Annotated in this window: 26 protein-coding genes and 2 pseudogenes; 22 read left to right on the top strand and 6 right to left on the bottom strand. The window is 65.4% G+C overall.

Annotated features, from left to right (window positions below; translation table 11 throughout):
- The first annotated feature begins 81 nt into the window (after positions 1-81).
- The 5 genes and pseudogenes from AC1DQK_RS09305 (at position 82) to AC1DQK_RS09285 (ending at position 3,032) form a co-directional block, all read left to right on the top strand.
- On the top strand, positions 82-570 hold the full coding sequence (locus AC1DQK_RS09305) for a glutathione peroxidase (protein ID WP_477869696.1): 489 nt from the start codon (positions 82-84) through the stop codon (positions 568-570).
- A 528-nt stretch (positions 571-1,098) separates the two neighbouring features.
- Positions 1,099-1,386 (top strand): helix-turn-helix domain-containing protein, encoded by a 288-nt coding sequence (locus AC1DQK_RS09300; protein ID WP_477869694.1) that lies wholly within the window; start codon positions 1,099-1,101, stop codon positions 1,384-1,386.
- A 25-nt stretch (positions 1,387-1,411) separates the two neighbouring features.
- Positions 1,412-1,540 (top strand): annotated as a pseudogene (locus AC1DQK_RS09295) (DUF6471 domain-containing protein); the annotation flags it as partial.
- 74 nt (positions 1,541-1,614) lie between these two features.
- Positions 1,615-2,514 carry an HNH endonuclease gene (locus AC1DQK_RS09290; RefSeq protein ID WP_477869692.1) on the top strand — a complete coding sequence of 300 codons (900 nt, stop codon included), beginning with the start codon at positions 1,615-1,617 and terminating at the stop codon, positions 2,512-2,514.
- Positions 2,515-2,864: 350 nt separating this feature from the next.
- The gene (locus AC1DQK_RS09285; protein WP_477869907.1) at positions 2,865-3,032 is read left to right on the top strand and encodes a hypothetical protein; all 168 of its coding nucleotides are present in this window, start codon (positions 2,865-2,867) and stop codon (positions 3,030-3,032) included.
- 51 nt (positions 3,033-3,083) lie between these two features.
- On the opposite strand, the pseudogene AC1DQK_RS09280 reads toward AC1DQK_RS09285, so the two are convergent.
- Positions 3,084-3,341 (bottom strand): annotated as a pseudogene (locus AC1DQK_RS09280) (energy transducer TonB); the annotation flags it as partial.
- Between the two features lie 476 nt (positions 3,342-3,817).
- Here AC1DQK_RS09280 and AC1DQK_RS09275 point away from each other — a divergent pair.
- From AC1DQK_RS09275 to AC1DQK_RS09240, 8 genes are all read left to right on the top strand, one after another.
- Entirely contained in the window at positions 3,818-4,348 is a 531-nt protein-coding gene (locus AC1DQK_RS09275) for a dihydrofolate reductase family protein (protein WP_477869690.1), read from the top strand.
- Positions 4,349-4,448: 100 nt separating this feature from the next.
- Positions 4,449-4,766: a hypothetical protein gene (locus AC1DQK_RS09270; protein ID WP_477869688.1), complete on the top strand. Its 318-nt coding sequence runs from the start codon at positions 4,449-4,451 to the stop codon at positions 4,764-4,766.
- Between the two features lie 20 nt (positions 4,767-4,786).
- Complete coding sequence (locus tag AC1DQK_RS09265) at positions 4,787-5,179, top strand: HGGxSTG domain-containing protein (protein ID WP_477869686.1); 393 nt, start codon at positions 4,787-4,789, stop codon at positions 5,177-5,179.
- Between the two features lie 356 nt (positions 5,180-5,535).
- The gene (gene cobA, locus AC1DQK_RS09260; protein ID WP_477869684.1) at positions 5,536-6,351 is read left to right on the top strand and encodes a uroporphyrinogen-III C-methyltransferase; all 816 of its coding nucleotides are present in this window, start codon (positions 5,536-5,538) and stop codon (positions 6,349-6,351) included.
- On the top strand, positions 6,348-6,644 hold the full coding sequence (locus AC1DQK_RS09255) for a DUF2849 domain-containing protein (protein ID WP_477869682.1): 297 nt from the start codon (positions 6,348-6,350) through the stop codon (positions 6,642-6,644). The genes cobA and AC1DQK_RS09255 overlap by 4 nt, the downstream gene beginning before the upstream one ends.
- A gap of 1 nt (position 6,645) precedes the next feature.
- A complete protein-coding gene (locus tag AC1DQK_RS09250) occupies positions 6,646-8,280 on the top strand; it encodes a nitrite/sulfite reductase (RefSeq protein ID WP_477869680.1) in 1,635 nt (544 codons plus the stop codon).
- Entirely contained in the window at positions 8,273-8,698 is a 426-nt protein-coding gene (locus tag AC1DQK_RS09245; protein WP_477869678.1) for a DUF934 domain-containing protein, read from the top strand. The genes AC1DQK_RS09250 and AC1DQK_RS09245 overlap by 8 nt, the downstream gene beginning before the upstream one ends.
- Positions 8,691-9,455 carry a phosphoadenylyl-sulfate reductase gene (locus tag AC1DQK_RS09240; protein ID WP_477869676.1) on the top strand — a complete coding sequence of 255 codons (765 nt, stop codon included), beginning with the start codon at positions 8,691-8,693 and terminating at the stop codon, positions 9,453-9,455. The genes AC1DQK_RS09245 and AC1DQK_RS09240 overlap by 8 nt, the downstream gene beginning before the upstream one ends.
- Before the next feature lie 208 nt (positions 9,456-9,663).
- On the opposite strand, the gene AC1DQK_RS09235 is transcribed toward AC1DQK_RS09240, so the two are convergent.
- Positions 9,664-11,178 (bottom strand): replicative DNA helicase, encoded by a 1,515-nt coding sequence (locus tag AC1DQK_RS09235; protein ID WP_477869674.1) that lies wholly within the window; start codon positions 11,176-11,178, stop codon positions 9,664-9,666.
- Positions 11,179-11,308: 130 nt separating this feature from the next.
- Between AC1DQK_RS09235 and AC1DQK_RS09230 the strand changes: the two genes are divergently transcribed.
- The 5 genes from AC1DQK_RS09230 to dcd all read left to right on the top strand — a co-directional run bounded on the left by AC1DQK_RS09230 (position 11,309) and on the right by dcd (position 14,656).
- Positions 11,309-11,767, top strand: a complete 459-nt coding sequence (locus AC1DQK_RS09230) for a MarR family winged helix-turn-helix transcriptional regulator (protein WP_477869672.1) — start codon at positions 11,309-11,311, stop codon at positions 11,765-11,767.
- Between the two features lie 5 nt (positions 11,768-11,772).
- A complete protein-coding gene (locus AC1DQK_RS09225; RefSeq protein ID WP_477869670.1) occupies positions 11,773-12,810 on the top strand; it encodes an HlyD family secretion protein in 1,038 nt (345 codons plus the stop codon).
- A gap of 170 nt (positions 12,811-12,980) precedes the next feature.
- Complete coding sequence (locus AC1DQK_RS09220) at positions 12,981-13,463, top strand: UPF0262 family protein (RefSeq protein ID WP_477869668.1); 483 nt, start codon at positions 12,981-12,983, stop codon at positions 13,461-13,463.
- Between the two features lie 10 nt (positions 13,464-13,473).
- Positions 13,474-13,926 carry a cytidine deaminase gene (locus AC1DQK_RS09215; RefSeq protein ID WP_477869896.1) on the top strand — a complete coding sequence of 151 codons (453 nt, stop codon included), beginning with the start codon at positions 13,474-13,476 and terminating at the stop codon, positions 13,924-13,926.
- A 175-nt stretch (positions 13,927-14,101) separates the two neighbouring features.
- Positions 14,102-14,656, top strand: coding sequence for a dCTP deaminase (gene dcd, locus AC1DQK_RS09210; protein WP_477869666.1), 555 nt, complete (start codon positions 14,102-14,104; stop codon positions 14,654-14,656).
- A 9-nt stretch (positions 14,657-14,665) separates the two neighbouring features.
- On the opposite strand, the gene AC1DQK_RS09205 is transcribed toward dcd, so the two are convergent.
- Positions 14,666-16,984: a ribonuclease R family protein gene (locus tag AC1DQK_RS09205; RefSeq protein WP_477869664.1), complete on the bottom strand. Its 2,319-nt coding sequence runs from the start codon at positions 16,982-16,984 to the stop codon at positions 14,666-14,668.
- 132 nt (positions 16,985-17,116) lie between these two features.
- Between AC1DQK_RS09205 and AC1DQK_RS09200 the strand changes: the two genes are divergently transcribed.
- Both AC1DQK_RS09200 and AC1DQK_RS09195 read left to right on the top strand, forming a co-directional pair.
- The gene (locus AC1DQK_RS09200) at positions 17,117-17,857 is read left to right on the top strand and encodes an energy transducer TonB (RefSeq protein WP_477869662.1); all 741 of its coding nucleotides are present in this window, start codon (positions 17,117-17,119) and stop codon (positions 17,855-17,857) included.
- 7 nt (positions 17,858-17,864) lie between these two features.
- Positions 17,865-18,548 (top strand): Fe2+-dependent dioxygenase, encoded by a 684-nt coding sequence (locus AC1DQK_RS09195; protein WP_477869660.1) that lies wholly within the window; start codon positions 17,865-17,867, stop codon positions 18,546-18,548.
- A 38-nt stretch (positions 18,549-18,586) separates the two neighbouring features.
- Here AC1DQK_RS09195 and def read toward each other — a convergent pair whose 3' ends face one another.
- Entirely contained in the window at positions 18,587-19,120 is a 534-nt protein-coding gene (def, locus tag AC1DQK_RS09190; protein WP_477869658.1) for a peptide deformylase, read from the bottom strand.
- A 47-nt stretch (positions 19,121-19,167) separates the two neighbouring features.
- Complete coding sequence (gene recR / locus AC1DQK_RS09185; protein ID WP_477869656.1) at positions 19,168-19,764, bottom strand: recombination mediator RecR; 597 nt, start codon at positions 19,762-19,764, stop codon at positions 19,168-19,170.
- 53 nt (positions 19,765-19,817) lie between these two features.
- On the opposite strand from recR, the gene fmt reads away from it, so the two are divergent.
- Both fmt and truA read left to right on the top strand, forming a co-directional pair.
- Complete coding sequence (fmt, locus tag AC1DQK_RS09180) at positions 19,818-20,744, top strand: methionyl-tRNA formyltransferase (protein WP_477869654.1); 927 nt, start codon at positions 19,818-19,820, stop codon at positions 20,742-20,744.
- Positions 20,741-21,481, top strand: coding sequence for a tRNA pseudouridine(38-40) synthase TruA (gene truA, locus AC1DQK_RS09175; RefSeq protein ID WP_477869652.1), 741 nt, complete (start codon positions 20,741-20,743; stop codon positions 21,479-21,481). Before fmt ends, truA begins: the two co-directional genes overlap by 4 nt.
- 25 nt (positions 21,482-21,506) lie before the next feature.
- On the opposite strand, the gene AC1DQK_RS09170 is transcribed toward truA, so the two are convergent.
- On the bottom strand, positions 21,507-23,411 hold the full coding sequence (locus AC1DQK_RS09170; RefSeq protein WP_477869650.1) for an XrtA/PEP-CTERM system amidotransferase: 1,905 nt from the start codon (positions 23,409-23,411) through the stop codon (positions 21,507-21,509).
- Positions 23,412-23,414 lie beyond the last annotated feature (3 nt).

The raw sequence follows: 23,414 nt of genomic DNA, 5'->3' as shown, positions 1-23,414 counted from the left end.
AACAGTTTCACACGCACCGTCCCGGGATCCGGGATCTCGCTTCTTCTCTTCCCCGTCGACCTGACAGGAGCAGCACCACCGATGACCGCGATCTACGATTTCTCGGCGACAGCCATCGACGGCACCCCGGTTCCGCTCGACCGGTATCGCGGCAAGGTGCTGCTGATCGTCAACACCGCCAGCAAATGCGGCTTCACCCCGCAATATGACGGGCTGGAGACGCTGCACGAGCAGCTATCGGACAAGGGCCTCGTCATCCTCGGCTTCCCCTGCAACCAGTTCGGCGGGCAGGAGCCCGGCGGCGAGGCGGAGATCGAGAGCTTCTGCCGGCTCACCTATGACGTCAAATTCCCGATGTTCGCCAAGATCGAGGTCAACGGCGCCAACGCCCACCCGCTCTACGCCTGGCTGAAGAGCCACGCCAAGGGCATCCTCGGCACCGAAGGCATAAAGTGGAACTTCACCAAATTCCTGATCGACCGCAACGGCGCGATCGTCTGCCGCTACGCGCCGACGACCAAGCCGGAGGCGATCCGCGGCGACATCGAGGAACTGCTGGAGACCGCGTGAGCGCAACCCTCGATCCGCGCTCCGCGCCCCACATCGGAAGGGCGCCCAGACACCCTCGGCAAGGCGAATTATGTGGCGCACATGTTCGCCTAATCTACAGCCGGGCACAACGCCGGCCGGCTGAAGCGGGACGGCGCGATCGTCACGCATCACCCCTCATCTTCAGGGGAGGGGCAGGGAGGTGGGGCCTCTCCTCAAGCACCGCGCGAAGCGATACGCCCCCAGGTGCAATGCGCCATCAGCCGACCACTTGATCAAGCCCGCGCTGTCCGAGCTGCCCCAACCCCGCTCATCCTGAGGAGCTGCTGAGCTTGTCGAAGCGGCGTCTCGAAGGACATCCCACCGCCACGCGGCGTGCGAGGCGGTGGCGTGACAGATGTCAGCCACCGCCCAAGGTGGCGTAAGGGGTCCCTTGAGTGTCATTGACCTATACGTCAATGGCGCATAAGTCCTGCCAATGAGCAAGGCCGAGCAGGCGGACCTCATCGCATTGAGCAAGGCTCTGCTCGCTTATTATGGAGATCGGCCATGAGCGCCTATGAGAGCATCCGACAGGGGCTGACCGAAGCCCTGGCCTTCGCGGAGGGCAAGGAGACCGGAGCGGTCGTTCACCAGGTTGCGGTGCCCGCCGTCGATGTCGCCGCCATCCGGGCCAGCACCGGCCTGTCGCAGAGCGCGTTCGCGCGCAGCATCGGCGTCGCCAAGGGCACGCTGCTCAACTGGGAACATGGCCGCCGCCGCCCGACCGGCCCCGCCCAGGTGCTCCTCGCGATGATCGCCAAGAGGCCGTCGCTGGTCAGCGAGCTTCTGCGCTGAGCGGGAGAAGTTCGGCGCTGTCGTCGTCCATGAGAACGAGCGCAATCTTAACAACAAGATCAGCAGGGGCGGCTTTACGGCTGCGCTCCTGCTCCAATGCCCACGCGGTCTACGGCTGACCTGCCCCACCCCGCTCATCCTGAGGAGCCACTGAGCTTGTCGAAGTGGCGTCTCGAAGGAGGCCAAAAATTACGCCGCCGATAATCGCCCAGCATGATATCAGCCGCCATGGCTTTCGGCGTCTTCATTCACCGGTCCGATTCGATCTACGACGACACCCCGGCGGAGAGATATCAGTTTCCCAAACAATATCTCGAGCGTGCGAGAACATGCGCGGGCGACTGGATCGTCTATTATGAACCGCGCAAAGTCTTGGACACGAAGGGCTATTACGCTGTCGCCAAGGTAGAGCGCATCATTGCCGACCCCTCAGCGCCCGGAATGTACCTCGCATTGATCGAGCCTGGCACCTATCTCGACTTCGCCACGCCAGTTCCCTTTGCCGATGAAAATGGCCCGATCGAACGCGGCGTGCTCAATGAGGCCGGAAGAATTTCGGGACGCGCGCAGGCGGCCGTTCGCGGGCTGTCGACGAGCGACTTCAACCGCATTGTCGAGGCCGGCCTCGCCGATAAAGATCCCCTGCTGCCGCGAACCGACCTTGCAGCCATCGGCCCCAGCGTCCGCGAGGAGCACACCCCCTTCATGGTGGACGAAGCCCGGGAGCGCGTATCCGCAATTGTGTCTCGCATCGTGCGTGATCGCGTCTTCCGGCGGATCGTTCTGCGCGCTTATGACGAACGCTGTGCCGTCACCGGATTGAAGCTCATCAATGGCGGCGGGAGGGCCGAGGTCGAAGCCGCCCATATCCGTCCGGTGGAAGCGAACGGCCCCGACATCGTCAGCAACGGCCTTGCGCTTTCAGGAACAGCCCATTGGATGTTCGATCGCGGCCTGATCGGGCTGGATGACGACATGCGCATCATGGTCTCGCGCCAGGCCAACGACCCCGACAGCATCCGCTCCGTCATCAATGCCAGCGGTCGCATAATGATGCCACCTCGCGAAGCCGATCGCCCGCATCCCCAATTCGTTCGATGGCACCGCGAGCATTGTTTCAAACATTGAAACATGGAAGCGGCCGCGCCCGTGCCAATCCGATACGGCAGGAAGTAACTGCGTTGATTATTACGCAATTCTGTAATCGATACTTTTCAGCGCTTAATCCCAGCGAAGTCGAACGTAACCCGTAGCCTACGCTCCTTTCCTTGTGGATCAGCTTCGAATTCCTTACTGCCAATCCGAATAGCCCCATCGCACAGATCAAACTTTCGACCGAACAACGGCTCCGCGACATTTGTGGTACATCTCACGATCACACCGTTGGGTGACACGTCAAAGAAAGACTCCGATATCACTTTACGGATGCCATACATCTTACTTGGTATAATGATTGACTGTGGGTCGACTATAGTAACTTGAAGGCCGACATCGACCTGCTGCAGCGTCGACAAATCCACTCCGAGGACGCCGCTAAGGGCTTGCTCGTATCTGAATGTATCGCAGTTTACCATATCGGCTTCATGATGGCCGAAATTTCTGATGTTGCAGCCCGTTATCGCGCCATCAATGCCGATCGAATATGAAATAATCGAGCCTTGCTCGGTCAACTTGTCCCTGGGTATCGCCCATCGAACCCGCTGCGCATATTCGCCTCGCGTCGGCAGCCCTTTGCTATCCCGCGCGGGCATGAACCGAGCTCGTCTTTTGAGAAGATCACAGGTCAACTCATCTAAGCTCTCGCTCCCCGATGACGCCTTAACGGAACATCCCGCCGGATTACCGGCGACGTCTACTTCCAACGCGACGACCACAGAGCCTTCTTTGTCCTGCTCAATCGCCGATCGTGGATAATCCGTAGCCGATATCCATTCGGACGGGTCGGAAAGAGGCATCGGCCGGCTTTGCACAACCGCGCCTATGGCAGCCATTATCAGTAGCAACTTCGCCCCCAGTCTGAACCCACGTTGGAATATCGCTTTTTACGCATGTGCAACCATTTCCCTCGGAATGTTGGCCACAAGGCAGCGCCGGATTAACGGGGACAAAATCGTAGCACCAGCCACAGGCGCGCAAGAGCAGTAATCAGGGTTGCTGGTCAAGCTCGGCACTGGTCCGTAATGGATTTAAGTGGCCACGGCTTCAGATCGCTAGCGGCAAGCCAGAAATTTGAGAGGATGCACCGACCATGGAACCCGAAACTACGGTGGCAGGGCAGCAATTCGGCAGTAGGAGGCCGACAGACGCCAACTCACGCGCGCAAAAGTCGAGAGCCTATTAACGATAAATACTGCGCTCCCCATCGTTGGATCGGTGGAACCCGAACCTCCCGTCAAGCTATTCTGAAGCCCCCTCCCCGGAGACTCACAGCATGGCAAAGCTCGTGTTCGGAATGAACCAGTCGCTGGACGGCTATGTCGACCATATGGCGTTCGCGCCGGACCGCACCCTCTTCCGCCACTTCATCGCGGAGGCGCAGGCGCAGGCCGGCAGCCTCTACGGCCGCAGCATCTATGAAATCATGCGCTACTGGGACGATGATCGTCCCGAATGGGATGCCGACGAGCAGGCCTTCGCCACGGCGTGGCGCAGGCAGCCGAAATGGGTCGTCTCGCGCTCGCTGATGTCGGTCGGCCCCAACGCCACGCTTGTCGGCGATGATCTTGAGGGTGCGATCCGCGCACTGAAGGCCGAGCGGGACGGCGAGATCGAAGTCGCCGGCCCGCATCTGGCGCACAGCCTCACCCAACTCGGCCTGATCGATGAATGTAGCATCTACCTGCACCCCGTCGTCCTCGGGCAGGGCAAGCCTTATTTCGCCGGCCCCCGGCCGCCGCTCCGCCTGATGTCCAGCGATCGCATCGGCGCGGATGTGATCAGACTGGCCTATGGTCCTGCCTGAACGACGGTGACGAACCGAAGCACCGTTCCGATCGTTCGTTCTTGATTTGTTCCGTCATTTCTGCTAGGCACCGCGACCCCTTCCTGGAGCCCGAGCGCCCATGACAGACCTGACTACCGGCACGACCCCCTCTGCGCCGTCCACCACCGGGCCGCCCGCCGACCAGACCCCGGCCCACTGGCCCGACGATCCCAACGAAATGCTGAACGAGATGATGTCCGAGCAGGCGAATTCGCTGCACAACATGTTCGGTTCGCTGAGGGATTATGCCGGAGAAGTCTTCCCCACGTCCCCGCATGCGGCGCAGGTCTATATCCGGCTCGCCCTGCGGGCCCAGGCGAATTGCCGGTCGACGATGGAGTCGATCGTCCGGGCCGATCGCGCCAGCCGGCGCGACGCAGCGGCCCCGGCAAAGTGAACAGCGCCACGAGCACCCCGATGCAGCCGGACATCCTCGCCAGCGCACCCCGCTGCGGCGCGCGCACCCGTGCGGGTTCGCCCTGCCGCGCCCCGGCCGTCAACGGCGCCCGGCGCTGCCGGATGCACGGCGGCAAGGGCAGCGGCGCCCCGCGCGGCAATCGCAACGCCTGGAAGCATGGCGTGCGCTCCGCCTGGATCAGGTCGGTCGCCCGCTATCTGCGCGCGACCTCTCCCGCACGCCTCCGCGAAGCCGAAGCATTGCTGCGGCACGCCCGCGTCCAGCCCCCCGCCGCTTTCGCCGCGCCGGAAAAAACAAAAAAAACGCACACACAACCCCATGCACCCGGAAAAAGCTGCGAACGGCTCGCAAATGAAAACCCCTCTCCCATCTTCATGGGCGAGGCCGGGTGAGGCTCTTCTTCCTTCCGCGCCGGTCCACGCCCGTCGAAAGAAGACAACAGACCCTCATCCAGCCCTCTCCCGCCCTTCGACTGCCTGCAAGGCAGGCGCTCAGGATAAACTTCAGCCAAAGGCTGAAGGCGGGAGAAGGCTCCGGCCTGCACGGCATTGCCATCCCTCACTCTCTCCGCCCCTCTCTCCGGTCCCCCAACGCCGTCATTCCAGCGAAAGCTGGAATCTCTCTTCGCTGACATGTCACGGGAAGGGCGGGGAGAAGGTTCGCGCGAAGCCATGGCGCAAAGAAATCTTGGCCCCGCCCCAAGCATCCTTCATTTGCGCATTGCGGCATCAGGGGCCATCTGGCGGCCATGGCATCCTTGCTCGATCCTGAAGCGCGCGGGCGCGTCATCCTCGTCGGCGCCGGTCCCGGCGATCCCGGCCTGCTGACGCTGCGCGCGGTCGAGGCGCTGCGCGCCGCCGATGTCGTCGTCCATGACGGCCTCATCGACATGCGCGTGCTCGATCATGCGCCGGCCGGGGCGCAGCGCATCTCGGTCGCCAAGCAGCGCGATCGACACACCCTGCCGCAGGAGGCGATCAACGCGCTGATCATCGCCCACGTCAAGGCGGGCTCGGTGGTCGTGCGGCTCAAGGGCGGCGATCCGTTCGTGTTCGGCCGCGGCGGCGAAGAGGTCGAGGCGGTCCGCGCCGCCGGCCTTCCGATCGAGGTCATCCCCGGGGTATCCTCGGCGCTGGGCTGCGCCGCCGAAGCGATGCTGCCGCTCACCCACCGCGACTGGTCGAGCGCGGTGAGCTTCGTGGCGGGCACCTGCAAGGGGCTGAGCGAGCAGAATTGGGCAGGCCTGGCCGGCCAGGGCCGCACCCTCGTCATCTATATGGGCGTCACCTGCGCCGGCGCCATCGCCGACAAGCTGATGGCGGACGGCGTCGCGCCCGACATGCCGGTGGCGGTGCTCGAGCGCGGCACGCTCGAAGGCTCGCGCGCGATCCGCACCCTGCTTGCCGATCTCGGCGACATGGTGCCGCGCGAGCAGGTGATCAGCCCGGCGATCATCGTCGTCGGCGAGGTCGTCCTGCTGTCCGACGCCGAAAACCGCCTCAAGGGCCTCGCGGCACAGGCCGAATGGATGAAAGACCCTGAAGTGATAAGAGACCGGGCGTGAAGATATTGACGGGGAATGATCTGGTGACCGGCGACGTGATCTGGTGGACCGGCGAAGGCTGGTCGCGCCATGTCGAGCATGCCGTCGACGTCGACCAGCATGGCGAGGCCATCGCCGCGCGCGAGGAAGCGGCGCGGCACGTCAACGGCCCCTATGTGATCCAGGCCGAGCTGACCGGCACGGGCCCCCGCCCCGCCCATATCAAGGACCGCATCCGCGCGATCGGCCCGACCGTCCGGGCCGATCTCGGCCTCAAACCCGCCGATCCGGCCATCGGCGACTGGGTGATCTGACATGTACCGTTACGACCAATATGATCAGGCGATCGTCGATGCCCGCGTCGAGGAATTCCGCGATCAGGTGAAGCGCCGCCTGTCCGGCGAAATGAGCGAGGACCAGTTCAAGCCGCTGCGGCTGATGAACGGCCTCTATCTCCAGCTTCATGCCTATATGCTGCGCATCGCCATCCCCTATGGCACGCTGTCGGGCAAGCAGATGCGGGTGCTCGCCCATATCGCGCGGACCTACGACAAGGATTACGGGCACTTCACCACCCGGCAGAACCTCCAGCTCAACTGGATCAAGCTGTCCGACGCGCCCGACATCCTCGCCGAGCTGGCCAAGGTCGAGATGCATGCCATCCAGACCAGCGGCAACTGCATCCGCAACATATCGTCGGATCAATATGCCGGCGCCGCCGCGGACGAAGTCGAGGATCCCCGCCCCTGGGCCGAGCTGCTGCGCCAGTGGAGCACCTTCCATCCCGAGTTCAGCTATCTGCCGCGCAAGTTCAAGATCGCGGTGATCGCGGCCGAGGAGGATCGTGCTGCGGTCAAGCTCCACGACATCGGGCTGCAGCTGCACCGCAACGACGCGGGCGAGATCGGTTTCCGCGTGTTCGTCGGCGGCGGCATGGGCCGCACCCCGATGATCGCGCCGGTCATCCGGGAGTTCCTGCCCAAGGCCGACCTGCTGAGCTATATGGAAGCCTGCCTGCGCGTCTATAACCGCTTCGGCCGGCGCGATAATCTCTACAAGGCGCGGATCAAGATCCTCGTCCATGAGATCGGCGGCGACGAATATCGCCGTCAGGTCGAGGAGGAATTCCTCCACACGAGCACGCTGGGGCTGGACGCGCCGGAGGCCGAATATGAGCGGATCGCCGCGACCTTCGCGCCACCCGCCTTCGAGACCGGCCTGCCCGACCAGATCGACCGCAGCGATCCGGAGTTCGCGCTTTGGGTCGACCAGCAGGTCGCCGCGCACAAGGTGCCGGGCTATGCGATCGTCAACATCAGCCTCAAGCCGACCACCGGCATCCCAGGCGACGCATCCTCGGCGCAGATCGACGTCATGGCGGAGCTCGGCGAGACCTACAGCTTCGACGAGCTGCGCGTGACCCATGCGCAGAACATCGTCCTGCCCCATGTCCGCAAGGCCGATCTCTACACGATCTGGCAGAAGCTCGACGCGGCCGGACTGGCGACGCCCAATCTCGACCTGATCGGCGACATCATCGCCTGTCCCGGGCTCGACTATTGCTCGCTGGCGAACGCCCGCTCGATCCCGCTGGCGCAGAAGATCGCCAGCCGCTTCGCCGATCTCGGCAAGCAGCGCGACCTCGGCGAGCTCAAGCTGAAGATCTCCGGCTGCATCAACGCCTGCGGCCACCATCATGCCGGCCACATCGGCATCCTGGGCGTCGATCGCAAGGGCGAGGAGAATTACCAGCTCTCCTTCGGCGGCTCTGCGGCCGAGGATACCAGCATCGCCCGGATCATCGGCCCCGGCTTCTCCGAGGACGGCGTCGTCGACGCGATCGAGAAGGCGGTGAACGTCTTCACCGCGCTGCGCACCGATGGCGAGCGCTTCGTCGATACCTATCGCCGCGTCGGCGAGGCACCGTTCAAGGAGGCGATCTATGGGTGATCTGATCCGTTTCCGCGACGACGAGGCGCATGACGAGCCGGCGGTGACGCTCGACGGCTTTCTCGGCCAGTCGAACGCCACATCGGTCCGGCTCGAGCCGACCGACGATCCGCGCGCGCTGATCCCCTATCTCGACCGGCTGTCGCTGATCGAAGTGTCGTTCCCGAAGTTCCGCGACGGCCGCGGCTATTCGACCGGAAGCATCCTGCGCGAGGCCGGCTATGCCGGCGAGCTGCGCGCGGCCGGCGACGTGCTGGTCGATCAGATCGGGCCGATGCGGCGCTGCGGCTTCGACGCCTTCCTTACCGAAGTCGAGATCGATCGCGAGACGCTGGACAAGCTGCTGGGCCTGTATGACGGCGTCTATCAGAAGACGGTCGACGGACGGATTCCGATCTGGGCCCGGCGCCATGGCTGAGCCGGCTCGCCGCATCGACCGGATCGACACGGCGCCGCGCTTCACCGCGGCCGACGTCGCGCGCCTCAACGCGCGCTTCGAAGGCGTCGGCACCGAGGAGCTGATCCGCGCCGTGCTGGCCGAAAAGCTGCTCGGCGAGGTCGCGGTGGTCTCGTCATTCGGCGCCGAGTCCGCGGTGCTGCTCGATCTCGTCGCGCGGGTCGATCCCTCCGTCCCGGTACTGTTCCTCGACACCGGCAAGATGTTCCAGGAGACGCTCGACTATCGCGACGCGCTGATCGCGCGGCTCGGGCTGACCGGCGTGCGCAACATCGCGCCCGAAGAGGCGGTGATCGCCGCCAGGGACGGCACCGGGCTGCGCTGGTCCTATGATCCCGACGGCTGCTGCGAGATCCGCAAGGTGCTGCCGCTCGCCCGTGCGATGAAGGGCTTCGACGCGTCGATCACCGGCCGCAAGGGTTTCCAGGCGGCGACCCGCATCGGCATCCCGCGCTTCGAGCTCGACGGCGACCGCATCAAGTTCAATCCGCTCGCCGACTGGACCAAGGCGGATCTGGACGGCTGGTTCGAAAGCCGCGAGCTGCCGCGCCATCCGCTGGAGGCCCAGGGCTATCTGTCGATCGGCTGCGCGCCCTGCACGAGCATCGTCAAGCCGGGCGAGGATCCGCGCGCGGGCCGCTGGCGCGGATGGGACAAGGTCGAGTGCGGGATCCACGGCGAACCGCTGGTTCGTCCCGGGGAAGAGCCGGTCTTCTGATCCGGATCGACCCGGTCAGCCGATGATGAACAGGCCGATCTTGTAGAGAATGTAGAATGGCGCGCAGAGCACCGCGCCGGCCAAGATGCCGTCCATGACATGATCGACGCGCTGCATGCCCGATCCCCTCCGAACTGCCCTGCTCGTGCAGGGTCATGATCGTGCAGCAAACCACATCCCCGCGCACTTGTCATGCGGCTAGTCTCGCCTAGTCGTCATAGTCCTGGCTGCCGTACATTTCGTCGGCGAGATCGGAGAATTTGGTGAACCGGCTCTCGAACTTGAGCGGGATCGTCCCGGTCGAGCCGTGGCGCTGCTTGGCGATGATGAGTTCGGCGCGGTTATGGGCGCGGGACATCTTCTGCTGCCATTCCTCGAAGGCCGTCACTTCGACCGCGCTGTCGCCGACCGCGATCGACGCTTCCTTGGGACGGATGAGGTTGAGGTAATAATCCTCGCGATAGACGAACCACACCATGTCGGCATCCTGCTCGATCGATCCGGATTCGCGCAGGTCCGACAGCACCGGCTTCTTGTTCTCGCGCTGCTCGACCGCGCGGCTGAGCTGCGACAAGGCGATCACCGGCACGTTGAGTTCCTTGGCCAGCGTCTTGAGGCCGCGGCTGATCTCGGAGATCTCCTGGACGCGGTTGCCGTCCGCGCTGCGCCCGGAGCCCTGCAGCAGCTGGAGATAGTCGACGACGATCACGCCGATGCCGCGCTGCCGCTTGAGGCGCCGCGCGCGGGTCCGCAGCGCCGCGATCGTCAGGCCCGGCGTGTCGTCGATATAGAGCGGCAGGCCTTCGAGATCCTGCGCCGCGCGGGCGAAAGTGGTGAACTCCGCATGGCTGATCTTGCCCATGCGGATCTGCTCGGCGCTGATCTCCGCCTGCTCGGACAGGACGCGGGTCGCCAGCTGGTCCGCCGACATTTCGAGGCTGAAGAACGCCACCGGCGCGCCCACCGACTTCTCGATGCCCGCCTGCTGGTCACGAATATAGCGGATAGCCACGTTGAACGCGATGTTGGTGGCCAGCGAGGTCTTGCCCATGCCGGGGCGGCCGGCGAGGATGATCAGGTCGGACGGATGAAGACCGCCGATCTTGGCATTGAGCCGCTCCAGCCCCGTCGTCAGGCCGGCGACATGACCGCCCGAGTTGAGCGCCGCGCTGGCCATCTCGATCACGACCTTGGTCGCCTGGCCAAACGTCTTAACGCTGCCCTCCTCGCCGCCCTGCTCGGCGACGCGATAGAGCTGGATCTCGGCCTGCTCGATCTGCGCCTTCGGGTCGACATCATCGGAGGTATCGAGCGCCTGCTCGACCATCTCGCGGCCGACGCCGACAAGCGCGCGCAGCAGGGCCAGGTCATATATCTGGTTGGCGAAGTCGCGGGCGCCGATCAACGCTGCGCCGCTGCCCGTCAGCTGGGCCAGATAGCCAGGGCCGCCCAGCTCGCGCATCCCCGCGTCGCCCTCGAACATCGGCCGCAGCGTCACCGGCGTGGCCAGCATGTTCCGATCGAGGAGGCGCAGGATCGCTTCATAGATCCGGCCGTGCAACGGCTCGAAGAAATGCTCCGGCCGCAGCCTGATCTGGATGTCCTCGGCCAGCCGGTTGTCGATCATGATAGCGCCCAGCAGCGCCGCTTCGGCCTCGATGTTCTGCGGCAAGGCGGGTGCCTCGGCCCCGGTGGGAGCGATATGTCTGACAGGCTCGAGCATGGCGCGATTATCGGCGCGAAGCACCCCTGCCGCAAGCGGCGTCGCGCAAAAGTTCGGGGGACGGATCTGTGGATCGATTCTGCTTGTCTTAAATGTTGCAAGCGTCCATAATGTAAGCATGCTCCCAGATATGAGTCGCAATATTTCGTTTCTGATGCACGATATCGCGCGCCGGTCGCGATATTGGTTCGATGCGCGCGCCCGTTCCCGGGGCATCACGCGCGCGCAGTGGCGGGTGCTGATCATGTTGTCGCGGATCGATGGCTGCACGCAGAGCGAGCTGGCCGAACGCCTGGACGTCGAGCGCATTACCCTGTGCCGCATGGTCGATCGGCTGGCGGAGGCCGGGTTCGTGGAGCGCCGCGCCGATCCTTCCGACCGTCGCGTATGGAGATTGCACCTCACCGAGCGGGCGATGCCGCTCGTCGGGGAGCTCGAGGCCATTGCCCACGAGATGGAGGAAAACATGCTCGCGCCGCTGTCGGCGGAGCAGCGCCTGGTCCTGACCGATCTGCTCATCTCCGTGCGCGACCATATTCGCCAGGACGAGGATCCGATCGAGCTACCGCGCGCCGAGGCACAGCTGTGAACGAGATGAGCAGCATCACCGCGGACGCGGAGCTCGGCGTCACCGCCGGCAAGGACCGCCGCCTGGGCCGTCTCGCGGCCATGGTGTCGGTACCGGCGCTGCTGCTGTTCGTGGGTCTCTACTTCTGGCTATCCGGCGGGCGCACCGTCTCGACCGACAATGCTCAGGTGAACGCGCATGTCGCCGAGGTGAGCTCGGAAATCGGCGGGCGCATCACCGAGGTCGATGTTGTCGAGAACCAGCATGTGAACCAGGGCGATCTGCTGTTCCGCGTGGATCCCGAGCCGTTCCGGATCGCGCTGATGCAGGCCGAGGCCGCGGTGGGCAACGCCGAACTGTCGGTGGCCCAGCTCCAGAGCACCTATCACGCCAAACAGGCCGACACGCAAAAGAGCGTGTCGGACGTCAGCCTCGCGCGTGACACCTTCCGCCGCCAGCAGGAGCTGCTCGCGCGCGGCTTCACCACGCGTGCCAACTATGATGCGGCCAAGGCTGGGCTCGCTGCCGCGCAAGCCGAGCAGGCATCGGCTGCTTCCGAAGCCGAGTCGGCCCGGGCCGTGCTCGGCGTCTCCAGAGCCGGCGGCCACCCCGTCGTCGAAGCCGCCATGGCAGCGCGCGACAAAGCCAGGTTCGACCTGTCGCGTACCGAGGTTCGGGCTCCGATCAGCGGTGTAATCAGCCAGGCCGACAAGCTTTCGCCTGGCACGATTGCGGTTCAGATGCTGCCGCTCATCAACATCGTCAGCGACCACGGCTATTGGATCGACGCCAACTTCAAGGAAACCCAGCTCGACAAGATGCGAATCGGCCAGCGTGCAGACATCGAGGTCGACGCCATTCCCGGGCGCACCATCAAAGGCCATGTCATCGGCATCAACGCCGGCACCGGCTCGCAATTCTCGCTGCTGCCGCCCCAGAACGCCACCGGCAACTGGGTGAAGGTCACGCAGCGTGTGCCGGTGCGCATCCAGATCGACGACAAGCTCGACCGGCCGCTGGTGGCCGGCTGGAGCGCCCATGTGACGGTCCACGTGGCCGATTGAGTTCCTCCCCCAAGAGGCAAACTGGAAGCCTGTAGGACCGCAAGGTTCTGCAGGCTTCTCTTTATCGACCGGCCTGGTCCAGACCGGCCGAACCGACTGGTTTTCCCGCCTGCCGCGGAAGCGCAAAGCGCTTCCACCCCGGCCGATCACCCTCTATGGCCAACAGCCGCATGTCCGATCCGCGCATCATCGCCATCGATCTCGATGAGAAGACGATCATCTGGCGCAACGCCGATGTCGAGCAGGAGCGACGCGTGGCGATCTTCGATCTGCTCGAAGCCAACCACTTCAAGCCGCTCAAGCCCTATCCGCGAGGTTATGCCGGCCCCTATCGGGTCAAGCTGCGGGTCGAGGAAGGGCGGCTGGCGATCGACATCACCGCTGAAAGCGGCGAACTTCTTGAAACGCTTATCCTCGGGCTCGGCAGCTTCCGTCGTCCGATCAAGGATTATTTCGCAATCTGCGACAGCTATTTCCAGGCCATACGGAGTTCCACGGCGCAACAGATCGAGACGGTCGACATGGCCCGGCGCGGCATCCACAACGATGCGGCAGAACTTCTCAAGGATCGGCTGGAGAACAAGATCGACGTCGACTTCGATACTGCGCGCCGCCTCTTCACGCTGATCTGCGTGCTCCATATCCGTGGCTGAACCGGTCGACATGCGCGAAGTCGCCGGCCGTGTCCTCATCGACGCCGCGCGCGAGGCTGCCGGCCACGCCCACGCGCCCTATTCGCGCTTCGGCGTTGGCGCGGCGGTGCTGCTCGGGGACGGCCAAGTGATCACCGGTGCCAATTTCGAAAATGCCAGCTACGGCCTATCGCTCTGCGCCGAAACCGTCGCGATCGCCACCGCCAACAGCCGCGGTCACCTGCGCGACATCGTCGCGATCGGAGTCATCGGCGGCCGGCTCGGCGCGGACAGGACGATCAGCGGCTCCGACCTCGTCATGCCGTGCGGGCGCTGCCGGCAGATCATCAACGAGGCCGCCGATCTCGGCGGACAGGACATCGACATCTACTGCGGAGCGGCCGATGGCAGTGCGTTCGCCTATTATCGAGCGTCCGAATTGCTGCCGCACGCCTTCGGCCCGGCCGATCTCGGCATAAGATAGGGTCTACCGCCGCCGCGTCTCAGCAACCTTGCCGTCATGCTGAACTTGTTTCAGCATCCACTCCTGATCTAGGGCCATCCTCAAGTGAAGCGGTGGATGCTGAAACAAGTTCAGCATGACGATGAACGATGGCGGCCGCTTATCAGGACGGCCGCGTGAAAGGGATTTCAGCCGAATGTCGATCATGTCGGACAAGTGGATCAGAGAGCAGGCGCAAAAGCACGGCATGATCGAGCCGTTCGTCGAGGCCCAGCGGCGCGATGGCTGCATCAGCTATGGTCTTTCCTCCTACGGCTATGACGCGCGGGTCGCGCCCGAGTTCAAGATCTTCACCAATGTCGATTCGGCGACGGTCGACCCGAAGAACTTCGCCCCGAATAGCTTCGTCGACCGCGAGACCGAGGTCTGCATCATCCCGCCGAACAGCTTCGCACTGGCGCGCACGGTCGAATATTTCCGCGTGCCGCGCGACGTGCTCGTCATCTGCCTCGGCAAATCGACCTATGCGCGATGCGGCATCATCGTGAATGTGACGCCGCTCGAGCCGGGTTGGGAAGGCCATGTCACGCTCGAATTCTCGAACACCACCCCCCTGCCGGCCAAGATCTACGCCAATGAGGGCGCCTGCCAGTTCCTGTTCCTGCAGGGCAACGAACCCTGCGAGACGAGCTATGCTGACCGCGCGGGCAAATATATGGGCCAGCAGGGCGTGACGCTGCCGAAGCTTTGACGCCGTCCATTACCGCCGTCCGCCCTTGTGGCGGATGTTCGAAGGCCGCCCTCGCCTGCCGGTCATCGGCCGCGCCCTGCCCTTGCCGTCCCGCCGCGCACCGCCGCGGATCGGCAGATGGTTCGCGCCTTCCTCCAGCTCGAAGCGCAACGAGCCGTTGATCGGGCTGGCCTCGACCAGCCGCAGCCTGAGCTTCATGCCCGGGAAGTAGCGCTCCCCGCTTTCCTCGCCTTCGAGCGAGCGCGACGCCTCGTCATAGCGGAAGCGCTCGGCGCCGAGCGTCGAAACCGGCACCAGTCCGTCACCGCCGAGACCTTCGACGGTCGCGAAGAAACCGAACGGCTGCACGCCGGTAATCCGCGTATCCAGGATCTCGCCGATCTTGGTCGACAGGAAAGCCGCGACATAGCGGTCGATGGTGTCGCGCTCCGCTTCCATGGCGCGCCGCTCGGCCTGACTGATCAGCTCGCCGATCGCGGTCATCCGCTCGGCCTCGTCCTCGGTCAGGGCCGTCCTGGCCGGTATGTCGCCGGAACGGCCTGGCCCAACGAGCTTGGGCTTGCCGCATTCCAGCCGGTAGGCGCCGACCAGCGAACGATGGACGAGCAGATCGGCATAACGCCGAATTGGACTGGTGAAATGCGCGTAGCTGCCCAGAGCGAGTCCGAAATGGCCGGTATTGGCGGGTGCGTAATAGGCTTGGGTCTGGGAGCGCAGCACCTGCTCCATGATCTGCGGCTTGACGGCTTCGTCGGTGATACGCCCCAGGATATGGTTGAAGGTGGCGGGACGCACCACCTGCCCCAGCGCGAATTCCATGTCGTAGGTCGCCAGATAATCCTTGAGCGCGACCAGCTTCTCGCGGCTTGGCGGCTCGTGATCCCGGTACATCACCGGAGCCTTCTTCGCCTCGAGCGCCTTGGCGGCCGCGACGTTGGCCGCGATCATGTAGTCCTCGACCAGACGGTGCGCGTCGAGCCGCTCGCGCGGCGCCACCGACAGGATGCGCCCCTTTTCGTCGAGCACCACGCGTCGCTCCGGCAGGTCGAGATCGAGTGGCTCGCGCTTCTCGCGTGCGTTGAACAGCGCTTTCCAGCACGCCCATAGCGGCTTGAGCGCGGTATCGACCAGCGCCGGATCCCAGTCCGTCGCTCCGGTGGCGGCGTCGATAGCCGCCTGCGCGTCCTCATAGGCGATGTTCGCCGCGATCCTGACGACCGCACGTGTAAAGCGCCAGCCCGCCAATGTGCCATCGGCCTTGACCGTCAGGTGACAGACCAGCGCGGCGCGATCGACGCCCTGCTTCAGCGAGCAGATATCCGCCGAGAGCTCTTCGGGCAGCATCGGCACCACCCGGTCCGGGAAATAGACGCTGTTGCCGCGCTTCTTCGCCTCGCGGTCCAGCGCGGAGCCGGGGCGCACGTAGAAGGACACGTCCGCGATCGCCACGATCGCCCTGAAGCCGCCGGGATTGGCTGGGTCATCGTCGGGCATTGCCCAGATCGCATCGTCATGGTCGCGCGCATCGGCAGGATCGATCGCGACGATCGGCAGGTCGCGCAGGTCCTCACGGTCCTCGCCAAGGTCGAGCCGCGGGACCAGCTCGGCTTCTTCCAGCACCGCTTCGGGGAAGACATCCGGAATGCCGTGCTTGTGGATCGCCACCAGGCTGAACGAGCGCGGCGCGAACGGATCGCCGAGACGCTCGGTCACGCGCGCGGTGATCCGCGGCGGCCGGCCGACCTTTTCGGCCAGCACCAGGTCGCCCGCATCCGCATCGCCCGCGTCGGAGACGAGGGTGTCGCGCTTCTCGCGCTTGTCGACCGGGCGCAGCCACAGCTTGTCGCCCTCGCGGTGGAGCACGCCCAGCATCAGTTCCTCGCCACGAGCGAGCTTCTTCATGGGATGGGCGATCCAGCCGCGGCCGGCTTCCTCGGTGCGCGCCAGGATGCGGTCGCCGACGCCGAGCGCGGGCCCCTTGCGGCCGCGCAGCTCCTTGACCCGCAACTGCGGCGGAGGACCATTTTCGCCATGCCAGGTTTCGGGCACTGCCAGCGCGACGCCTTCATCGGTGACGTCGGTCACGCGCAGCACGGTGACCTTGGGAATGCCCCCCATCTTATGGAAGGCGCGCCCGCGCGCGCTGTCGATCAGCCCTTCGTCGGCCATGTCCTTGAGCAGCGCCTTGAGCGCGATCTTCTCATTGCCCTGCAAGCCGAAGGCACGGGCGATTTCCCTCTTGCCGGCGGGGACGTCCGACTTCGCGATGAAATCGAGGATCTGGTCGCGGCTCGGCAGGCCGGGGGAAAAGGAGCGAGGCATCGCCATGACATAGGTGCCGCGGACGCATTCGTCACGCGTGCTGATTGCCGCAGTTCGATATCCGTCAAACGCTATTGCGATTGATTTGCAATCTAAATGCCGCTAGCTCATCGACATCGACAGGAGTCGGCAGGTCTGATGATGCACGCAACACTCGATCGGAGAGCGGGATTGGAGAGCGAAGCGCTCTTCTTTGTCGACATGCCCGATCCTGCACGCGGCCAGATGCTGATCCGCCCCGTCGAGCCACGCTTCGCCTATGGCGAGCGGAGCAGTCCGAACTGGCCGATGATCGTCATGATAATCGTGCTCCATGCCGCTGCGCTGGTTGCCCTGGTCAAGCTGGATGTAATCCAGGTGGCAAGGGCGAAGCCGGCCCCGCTGGTCATAGACCTCATCTCCGAACCGGCACCGCCGCCGATCGTCGAGCGCCCCAAGCCCGAACCGGTCGTCGAGCAGAAGATCGAGCCACAGCCGGTGACGACGCCTCCGCAGGTCGTCCAGACGGTAGCGCCGCCGCCCCCGCCGATCCTGGTGGCAGTCACGCCGAGCCCGCCGAAGCCGGTGCCCGTCGTTCAGCCATCGGCCGGCCCGATAAGCGTGAGCGATCTCGAAGCGCGAATGATCGAGGGCAAGCCGCCACGCTATCCGGTGGAATCGCGCCGCAAGCGGGAGCAGGGCACGGTGCAGCTCCGCCTCCTGATCGGCACCGACGGCAGTGTCGAACAGGTTTCCATCGCGCAGAGCAGCGGCTTCGACCGGCTCGATCAGGCCGCGCTGCTGGCTGCGCGCGGCTGGCGCTGGCAGCCGATGATCCGCGACGGCGCCGCGGTCGCGGTGCGTGGCATCATGTCGATCCCGTTCGTCCTGAAGAGCTGACCTCGCCATGATGCTGGCTGTTCCCGGCGTGCTGCAGGGCCGCACCCTCGATCATGTCCGCGATCTCGTGACCGCTGCGGAATGGATCGACGGGAACGACACCTCCGGTCATCAATCGGCGCTCGCCAAGCGGAACCGTCAGCTGCCCGAAAACTCCGCTGCCGCGCGTGACGCTGGCTCGACGATCCTCGATGCCCTCGGCGGCGCCCCCCGGTTCATCGCCGCGGCCCTGCCACTCAAGGTGTTTCCGCCGCTGTTCAATCTTTATGGTGTTGGCGACCGCTTCGACACTCATGTCGACAGCGCGATCCGGGTGAAGCGGGGCAGCGACTTCCGTATCCGCGCCGACCTGTCAGCCACGCTCTTCCTCTCCGATCCGGACAGCTATGACGGTGGCGAACTCGTCGTCGAGGACCTGTTCGGCACGCATAGCGCCAAGGGCGCGGCGGGCGACCTGGTCGTCTATCCATCCTCCAGCCTGCACCATGTCACGCCCGTCACCCGCGGCGAGCGGCTCTGCGCCTTTTTCTGGATCCAGAGCATGGTGCGCGACGACGGCGCGCGACGGACGCTGTTCGACCTAGATGGCGCGATCCAGACAATCGCCCTCGATCGCGGCCAGGACGATCCGGCGATCATCAAGCTGACCGGTGTGTATCACAATCTGCTGCGGCGCTGGGCCGAGGCGTGATCTCCAAGCCGTAAACCTGGCCGGAGTGACGGCGGCAGTCAAGCCGCGCGGTTGGCCCGGCGCGCCTTTTCCAGCTTCTTGAGCACCATGTCGCGTTTCAGCCGCGACAGATGGTCGATGAAGAGAATGCCTTCGAGATGGTCCATCTCATGCTGCAGGCACGTGGCCATCAAGCCCTCGAGCTTCTCTTCATGCTGCAAGCCCTGCTCGTCGAGCCAGCGCGCATGGACCACCGCCGGCCGTTCGACCTCGGCATATTGGTCGGGCACCGACAGGCAGCCCTCATTATAGACGGAATGATCGTCGGATGGATCGAACAGTTCGGGGTTGATGAACACGCGCGGCTGCCGGATCGGCTTGCCCTCCGCGTCTTCCTGCTCCTGAAGATCGATCACCAGCACCCGCTTGGGCACGCCGATCTGGATGGCCGCGAGGCCGATCCCGGGCGCGTCGTACATCGTCTCTAACATGTCGGCGATCAGTGCCCGCAGCTCATCGTCGATGCCATCGACGGGCTTCGAGATGGTGCGCAGCCGCGGGTCGGGCGCTTCGAGGATAGGACGGATGGCCATCCTGTGGAGCTAGGTAATCGGGGCCGAATCGTCAAGGTGGCTGGCGCTCAGGACACCGGACGCCTTGCCCTGAGCGCCTGCGCCAGCGTCCCTTCGTCCAGATAGTCCAGCTCGCCGCCGACCGGCAGGCCATGCGCCAGCTGGGTCAGCCGGATCGGCAGGGTGTCCAGCCGGTCGGCAATATAATGGGCGGTGGTCTGGCCTTCGAGAGTGGCGTTCATCGCCAATACCACCTCATCGATTCCGCCCGCCGTCACCCGGCCGATCAGCAGGTCGATCGAGAGATCCTCGGGCCGGATGCCGTCCAGGGCCGAGAGCCGCCCGCCGAGCACATGGTAGCGCCCCGGAAACAGCCGCGAGCGATCGAGCGCCCAGAGATCGGCGACCTCCTCGACCACGCAGAGCATCCGCGCATCGCGGCGCGGATCGCTGCAGATGCCGCAAGGGTCGCTGGTGTCGACATTGCCGCACAGATGACAGCTGGTGAGCTTCTCGTTCACCGCCTCCAGCGCGCGCAGCAGCGGCGCCATCGCACCTTCGCGCTTCTTGAGCAGATGCAGCACCGCCCGGCGCGCCGAGCGCGGGCCCAGTCCGGGCAGCTTCGCGAGCGCCTGCGTCAGTGTCTCGATTTCCGGAGATGCCATGCGCTTATCGATATGGGCTTGCATCATCGCATGGCAAGCGTTTCAGAGGAGCGATGCGTATCGCCTTCATGGGAACCCCCGACTTCGCCATACCGACGCTCGACGCGCTCGTCGCGGCGGGGCACGAGATCGTCGCGGTCTATTGCCAGCCGCCGCGCCGCGCCGGACGGAAACAGGCGGTGCTGCCCTCTCCCGTCCAGGCCCGCGCGGGGGCGTTGGGCCTGGCGGTCCGGCATCCCGTCAACCTGCGCGATGCGGAGGCACAGGCGGCCTTCGCCGCGCTCGATCTCGATGTCGCAGTGGTCGCGGCTTACGGCCTCATCCTGCCGCAGGCGATCCTCGATGCGCCGCGGCTCGGCTGCGTCAACGTCCATGGCTCGCTGCTGCCACGATGGCGAGGGGCCGCACCGATCCAGCGCGCCATCCTTGCCGGCGATCCGTTCACCGGCGTCACCATCATGCAGATGGAGCGCGGACTCGACACCGGCCCGATGCTCGCCAAGGTCGAGACTCCGGTCGATGCGAAAACCGGCGGCGAGCTGACCGATGAACTCGCCCGCAGCGGCGCCGCCCTGATGGCGGAGGTGCTGGCGGACATGACCGCATTCCCGCCTGTCGCGCAGCCCGAAGCCGGATCGACCTACGCACCCAAGATCGACAAGAGCGAGGCCCGCATCGACTTCCGCGAACCTGCGGGCCAAGTCGAGCGCCAGATTCGAGCCTTCAATCCGGCGCCTGGCGCCTGGTTCGAACATGAGGGCGAGCGCATCCGCATCCTCGCCTGCGACATCGTCGATTCCAACGGCCTGGCCGCGCCGGGCGAGGTGATCGACGATCGGCTGACGGTGGAGTGCATCGCCGGCGCGATCCGGCCGACCCGCGTCCAGCGCGCGGGCAAGGCGGCGATGAGCACGGCGGAGATGCTGCGCGGCTTCGCGATACCGGCGGGCGCCAATCTCGCGGCGCCATCTTTCGAATGACGCGGTTCCGGCTGACGGTGGAATATGATGGCCGCCCCTTCATGGGGTGGCAGCGCCAGGCGCACGGGCCCAGCGTCCAGCAGGCGATCGAGGAGGCGGTGACGGCGATCACCGGCGAAACGCCGCCGCTCCATGCCGCGGGCCGTACCGATGCAGGCGTCCATGGCCGGGCCATGGCGGCCCATGTCGATATCGCCCGCGCCATCACGCCGTTCCGGCTCGGTGAAGCGATCAACGCTCGGCTGCGCCCCCTGCCGGTTGCCATCCTCGCCTGCGAGGCGGTCGACGACGATTGGCACGCGCGCTTCTCCTGCGTCGGCCGGCGCTACATCTACCGGATCGTCAATCGCCGCGCGCCGCTTACGCTCGAGGCCGGGCTCGCCTGGCAGGTAGCCGCGCAGCTCGATGCAGCCAGCATGCACGAGGCCGCGCAGCGCCTCGTCGGCGCGCATGACTTCACCACCTTCCGCTCGGCCCATTGCCAGGCGCTGAGCGCGCTCAAGAGCCTCGACCGGCTCGACGTGCGCCGCGACGGCGAGATCATCGAAATCGAGGCGGCGGCGCGCTCCTTTCTCCACCACCAGGTCCGTTCGATGGTCGGCTGCCTGATGCTGGTCGGACGGGGCAAGTGGAGCGCGGACGACCTGTCGGATGCGCTGGACGCGCGGGACCGCGCCCGGCTCGGCTTCAACGCGCCACCCGATGGGCTCTACTTCATGGAAGCGGTATATTCCTGAGATCTCCGCGCACGGCGAGGATTTCTCAGCTCCGTCCCACCCCGAACAGACTCGACAGCGACTTGTCGAGCATCATCAGCTGCCACAATAGCCGGCCATGGTCGCTACGCCCGCTGCGGTGCTCGGTCACGATCGTGTCGAGCGCCTTGCCGTCGAACCAGCCGGTCTCGCTCAGCGCGGAGCCCCGAGCGATCCTCTGGGCCTCGGCTGCGAGCGGGCCGCGGAACCAGGCGCTGATCGGAGTGGCGAAGCCCATCTTCTTGCGGAACAATATATCGTCGGGCAGGTAGCGCCGCATCGCCTGCTTCATCAGCCATTTGCCGGTCGCGCCGCGCGCGCGCATGCCCACCGGCAGCCGCGCGCCGAACTCGATCAGCCGATAGTCGAGCAGCGGCTCGCGCGCCTCCAGGCTCACCGCCATGCTGGTGCGGTCGACCTTCGTGAGGATGTCGCCGGGCAGCCAGATCTTGAGGTCGGCATATTGGGCGCGGTCAAGCCCGTTCCGTGCCGGCGCCGCACGCATCGCGGCGATGTAGCGATCCTCGGCGCGGTGGCCCTGCAGCTCGGCGCGCGCGCCATCCGAATAAATGCGCTGGCGCAGCGGCTGCGCCGTCACGCCGACGGCGTCGGCATAGGCTTCCTCACCGGACCGGCCGAGCGCCTGAAGGGTGCTCTTCGCCCGGAGCATCTGCGGCGCCCAGTCGAGCTTGGGATAGACGTGCCCCATGGTTCCGAACAGGCTGGCGCGCATCCGCGCCGGCAGCAGCCGGCGGATCTTCTCCTCGGTGTTGAAGAAGGTCAGCCGCCGATAGCCGGCAAAGGCTTCGTCCGCGCCGTCCCCGGACAGCGCTACCGTCACGGTTTCGCGCGCGAGTTGGGAGACGCGATAGGTCGGCAGCGCCGAAGCGTCGGCGAAGGGTTCGTCGAAGGCGCGCACCAGCGTGTCGATCAGCCCATAATCATCGGCCGAGACGATCCGGCTGCGGTGATCGGTCGCGAAGCGCGCGGCGACCTGGGCGGCATAGTGTGACTCGTCGAAGTCGGGATGATCGAAACCGATCGAACAGGTCTTCACAGCCTTGGCACTGATCTCCGCCATGAGCGCGACTACCGCCGAGCTGTCGACGCCGCCCGACAGGAAAGCGCCCAGCGGCACATCGGCGATCATCCGGGACGATACGGCGGCGCGCATTTTCTCGATCAGCGCGTCCTGGAGCGCCGCCGCCGACCCCCGCTCGCGATCGGCGAAGCTGACATCCCACCACTGCACCGGGGCGGGCAGCGGCATGCCGCGCCTGAGCAACAGATGATGCCCGGCCGGGAGCTTCCTGACGCCGGACACGATGCAGGCGTCGTCAGGCACGTAGCCGAGGCCGAGATAATCGTCGATCGCGCTGAAATCCGGTGTCCGGCGCAGCAGCGGGTGGACGAGCAGCGCCTTGAGTTCGGAACCGAAGATCACGCTGCCGTCGGACAGCTCGGCATAGTGGAGCGGCTTCACGCCCAGCCTGTCGCGCGCCAGGAACAGGCAGCCGCGCCGGGCATCGTGGATCGCGAAGGCGAACATGCCGTTGAGCCGCGGCAGGCAATCGGGGCCCCAGCGCTCCCATGCCTGCAGGATCACTTCCGTGTCGCTGTGGGTGTGGAAGGCATGGCCGAGCGCCTCGAGCTCGGCGCGCACCTCCAGGAAATTGTAGATCTCGCCATTGAAGATCAGCACCGATTGGCCATCGTCGCTCGCCATCGGCTGAACGCCGCCCTCGAGATCGATGATCGACAGGCGGCGATGGCCGAGCCCTACGCCGGGCGCGATCCAGACGCCCTCACCATCCGGCCCGCGATGGGCGATGGCGTCGGTCATCGCGCGGATGCGCGCCTGGTCGACGGGCTTGGCCGTCTGCAGATGGAATATGCCGGCGATGCCGCACATCGC

The sequence above is a fragment of the Rhizorhabdus sp. P4_G5 genome, assembly GCF_056401065.1.
This window is presented reverse-complemented; position numbering and strand designations above follow the sequence as displayed.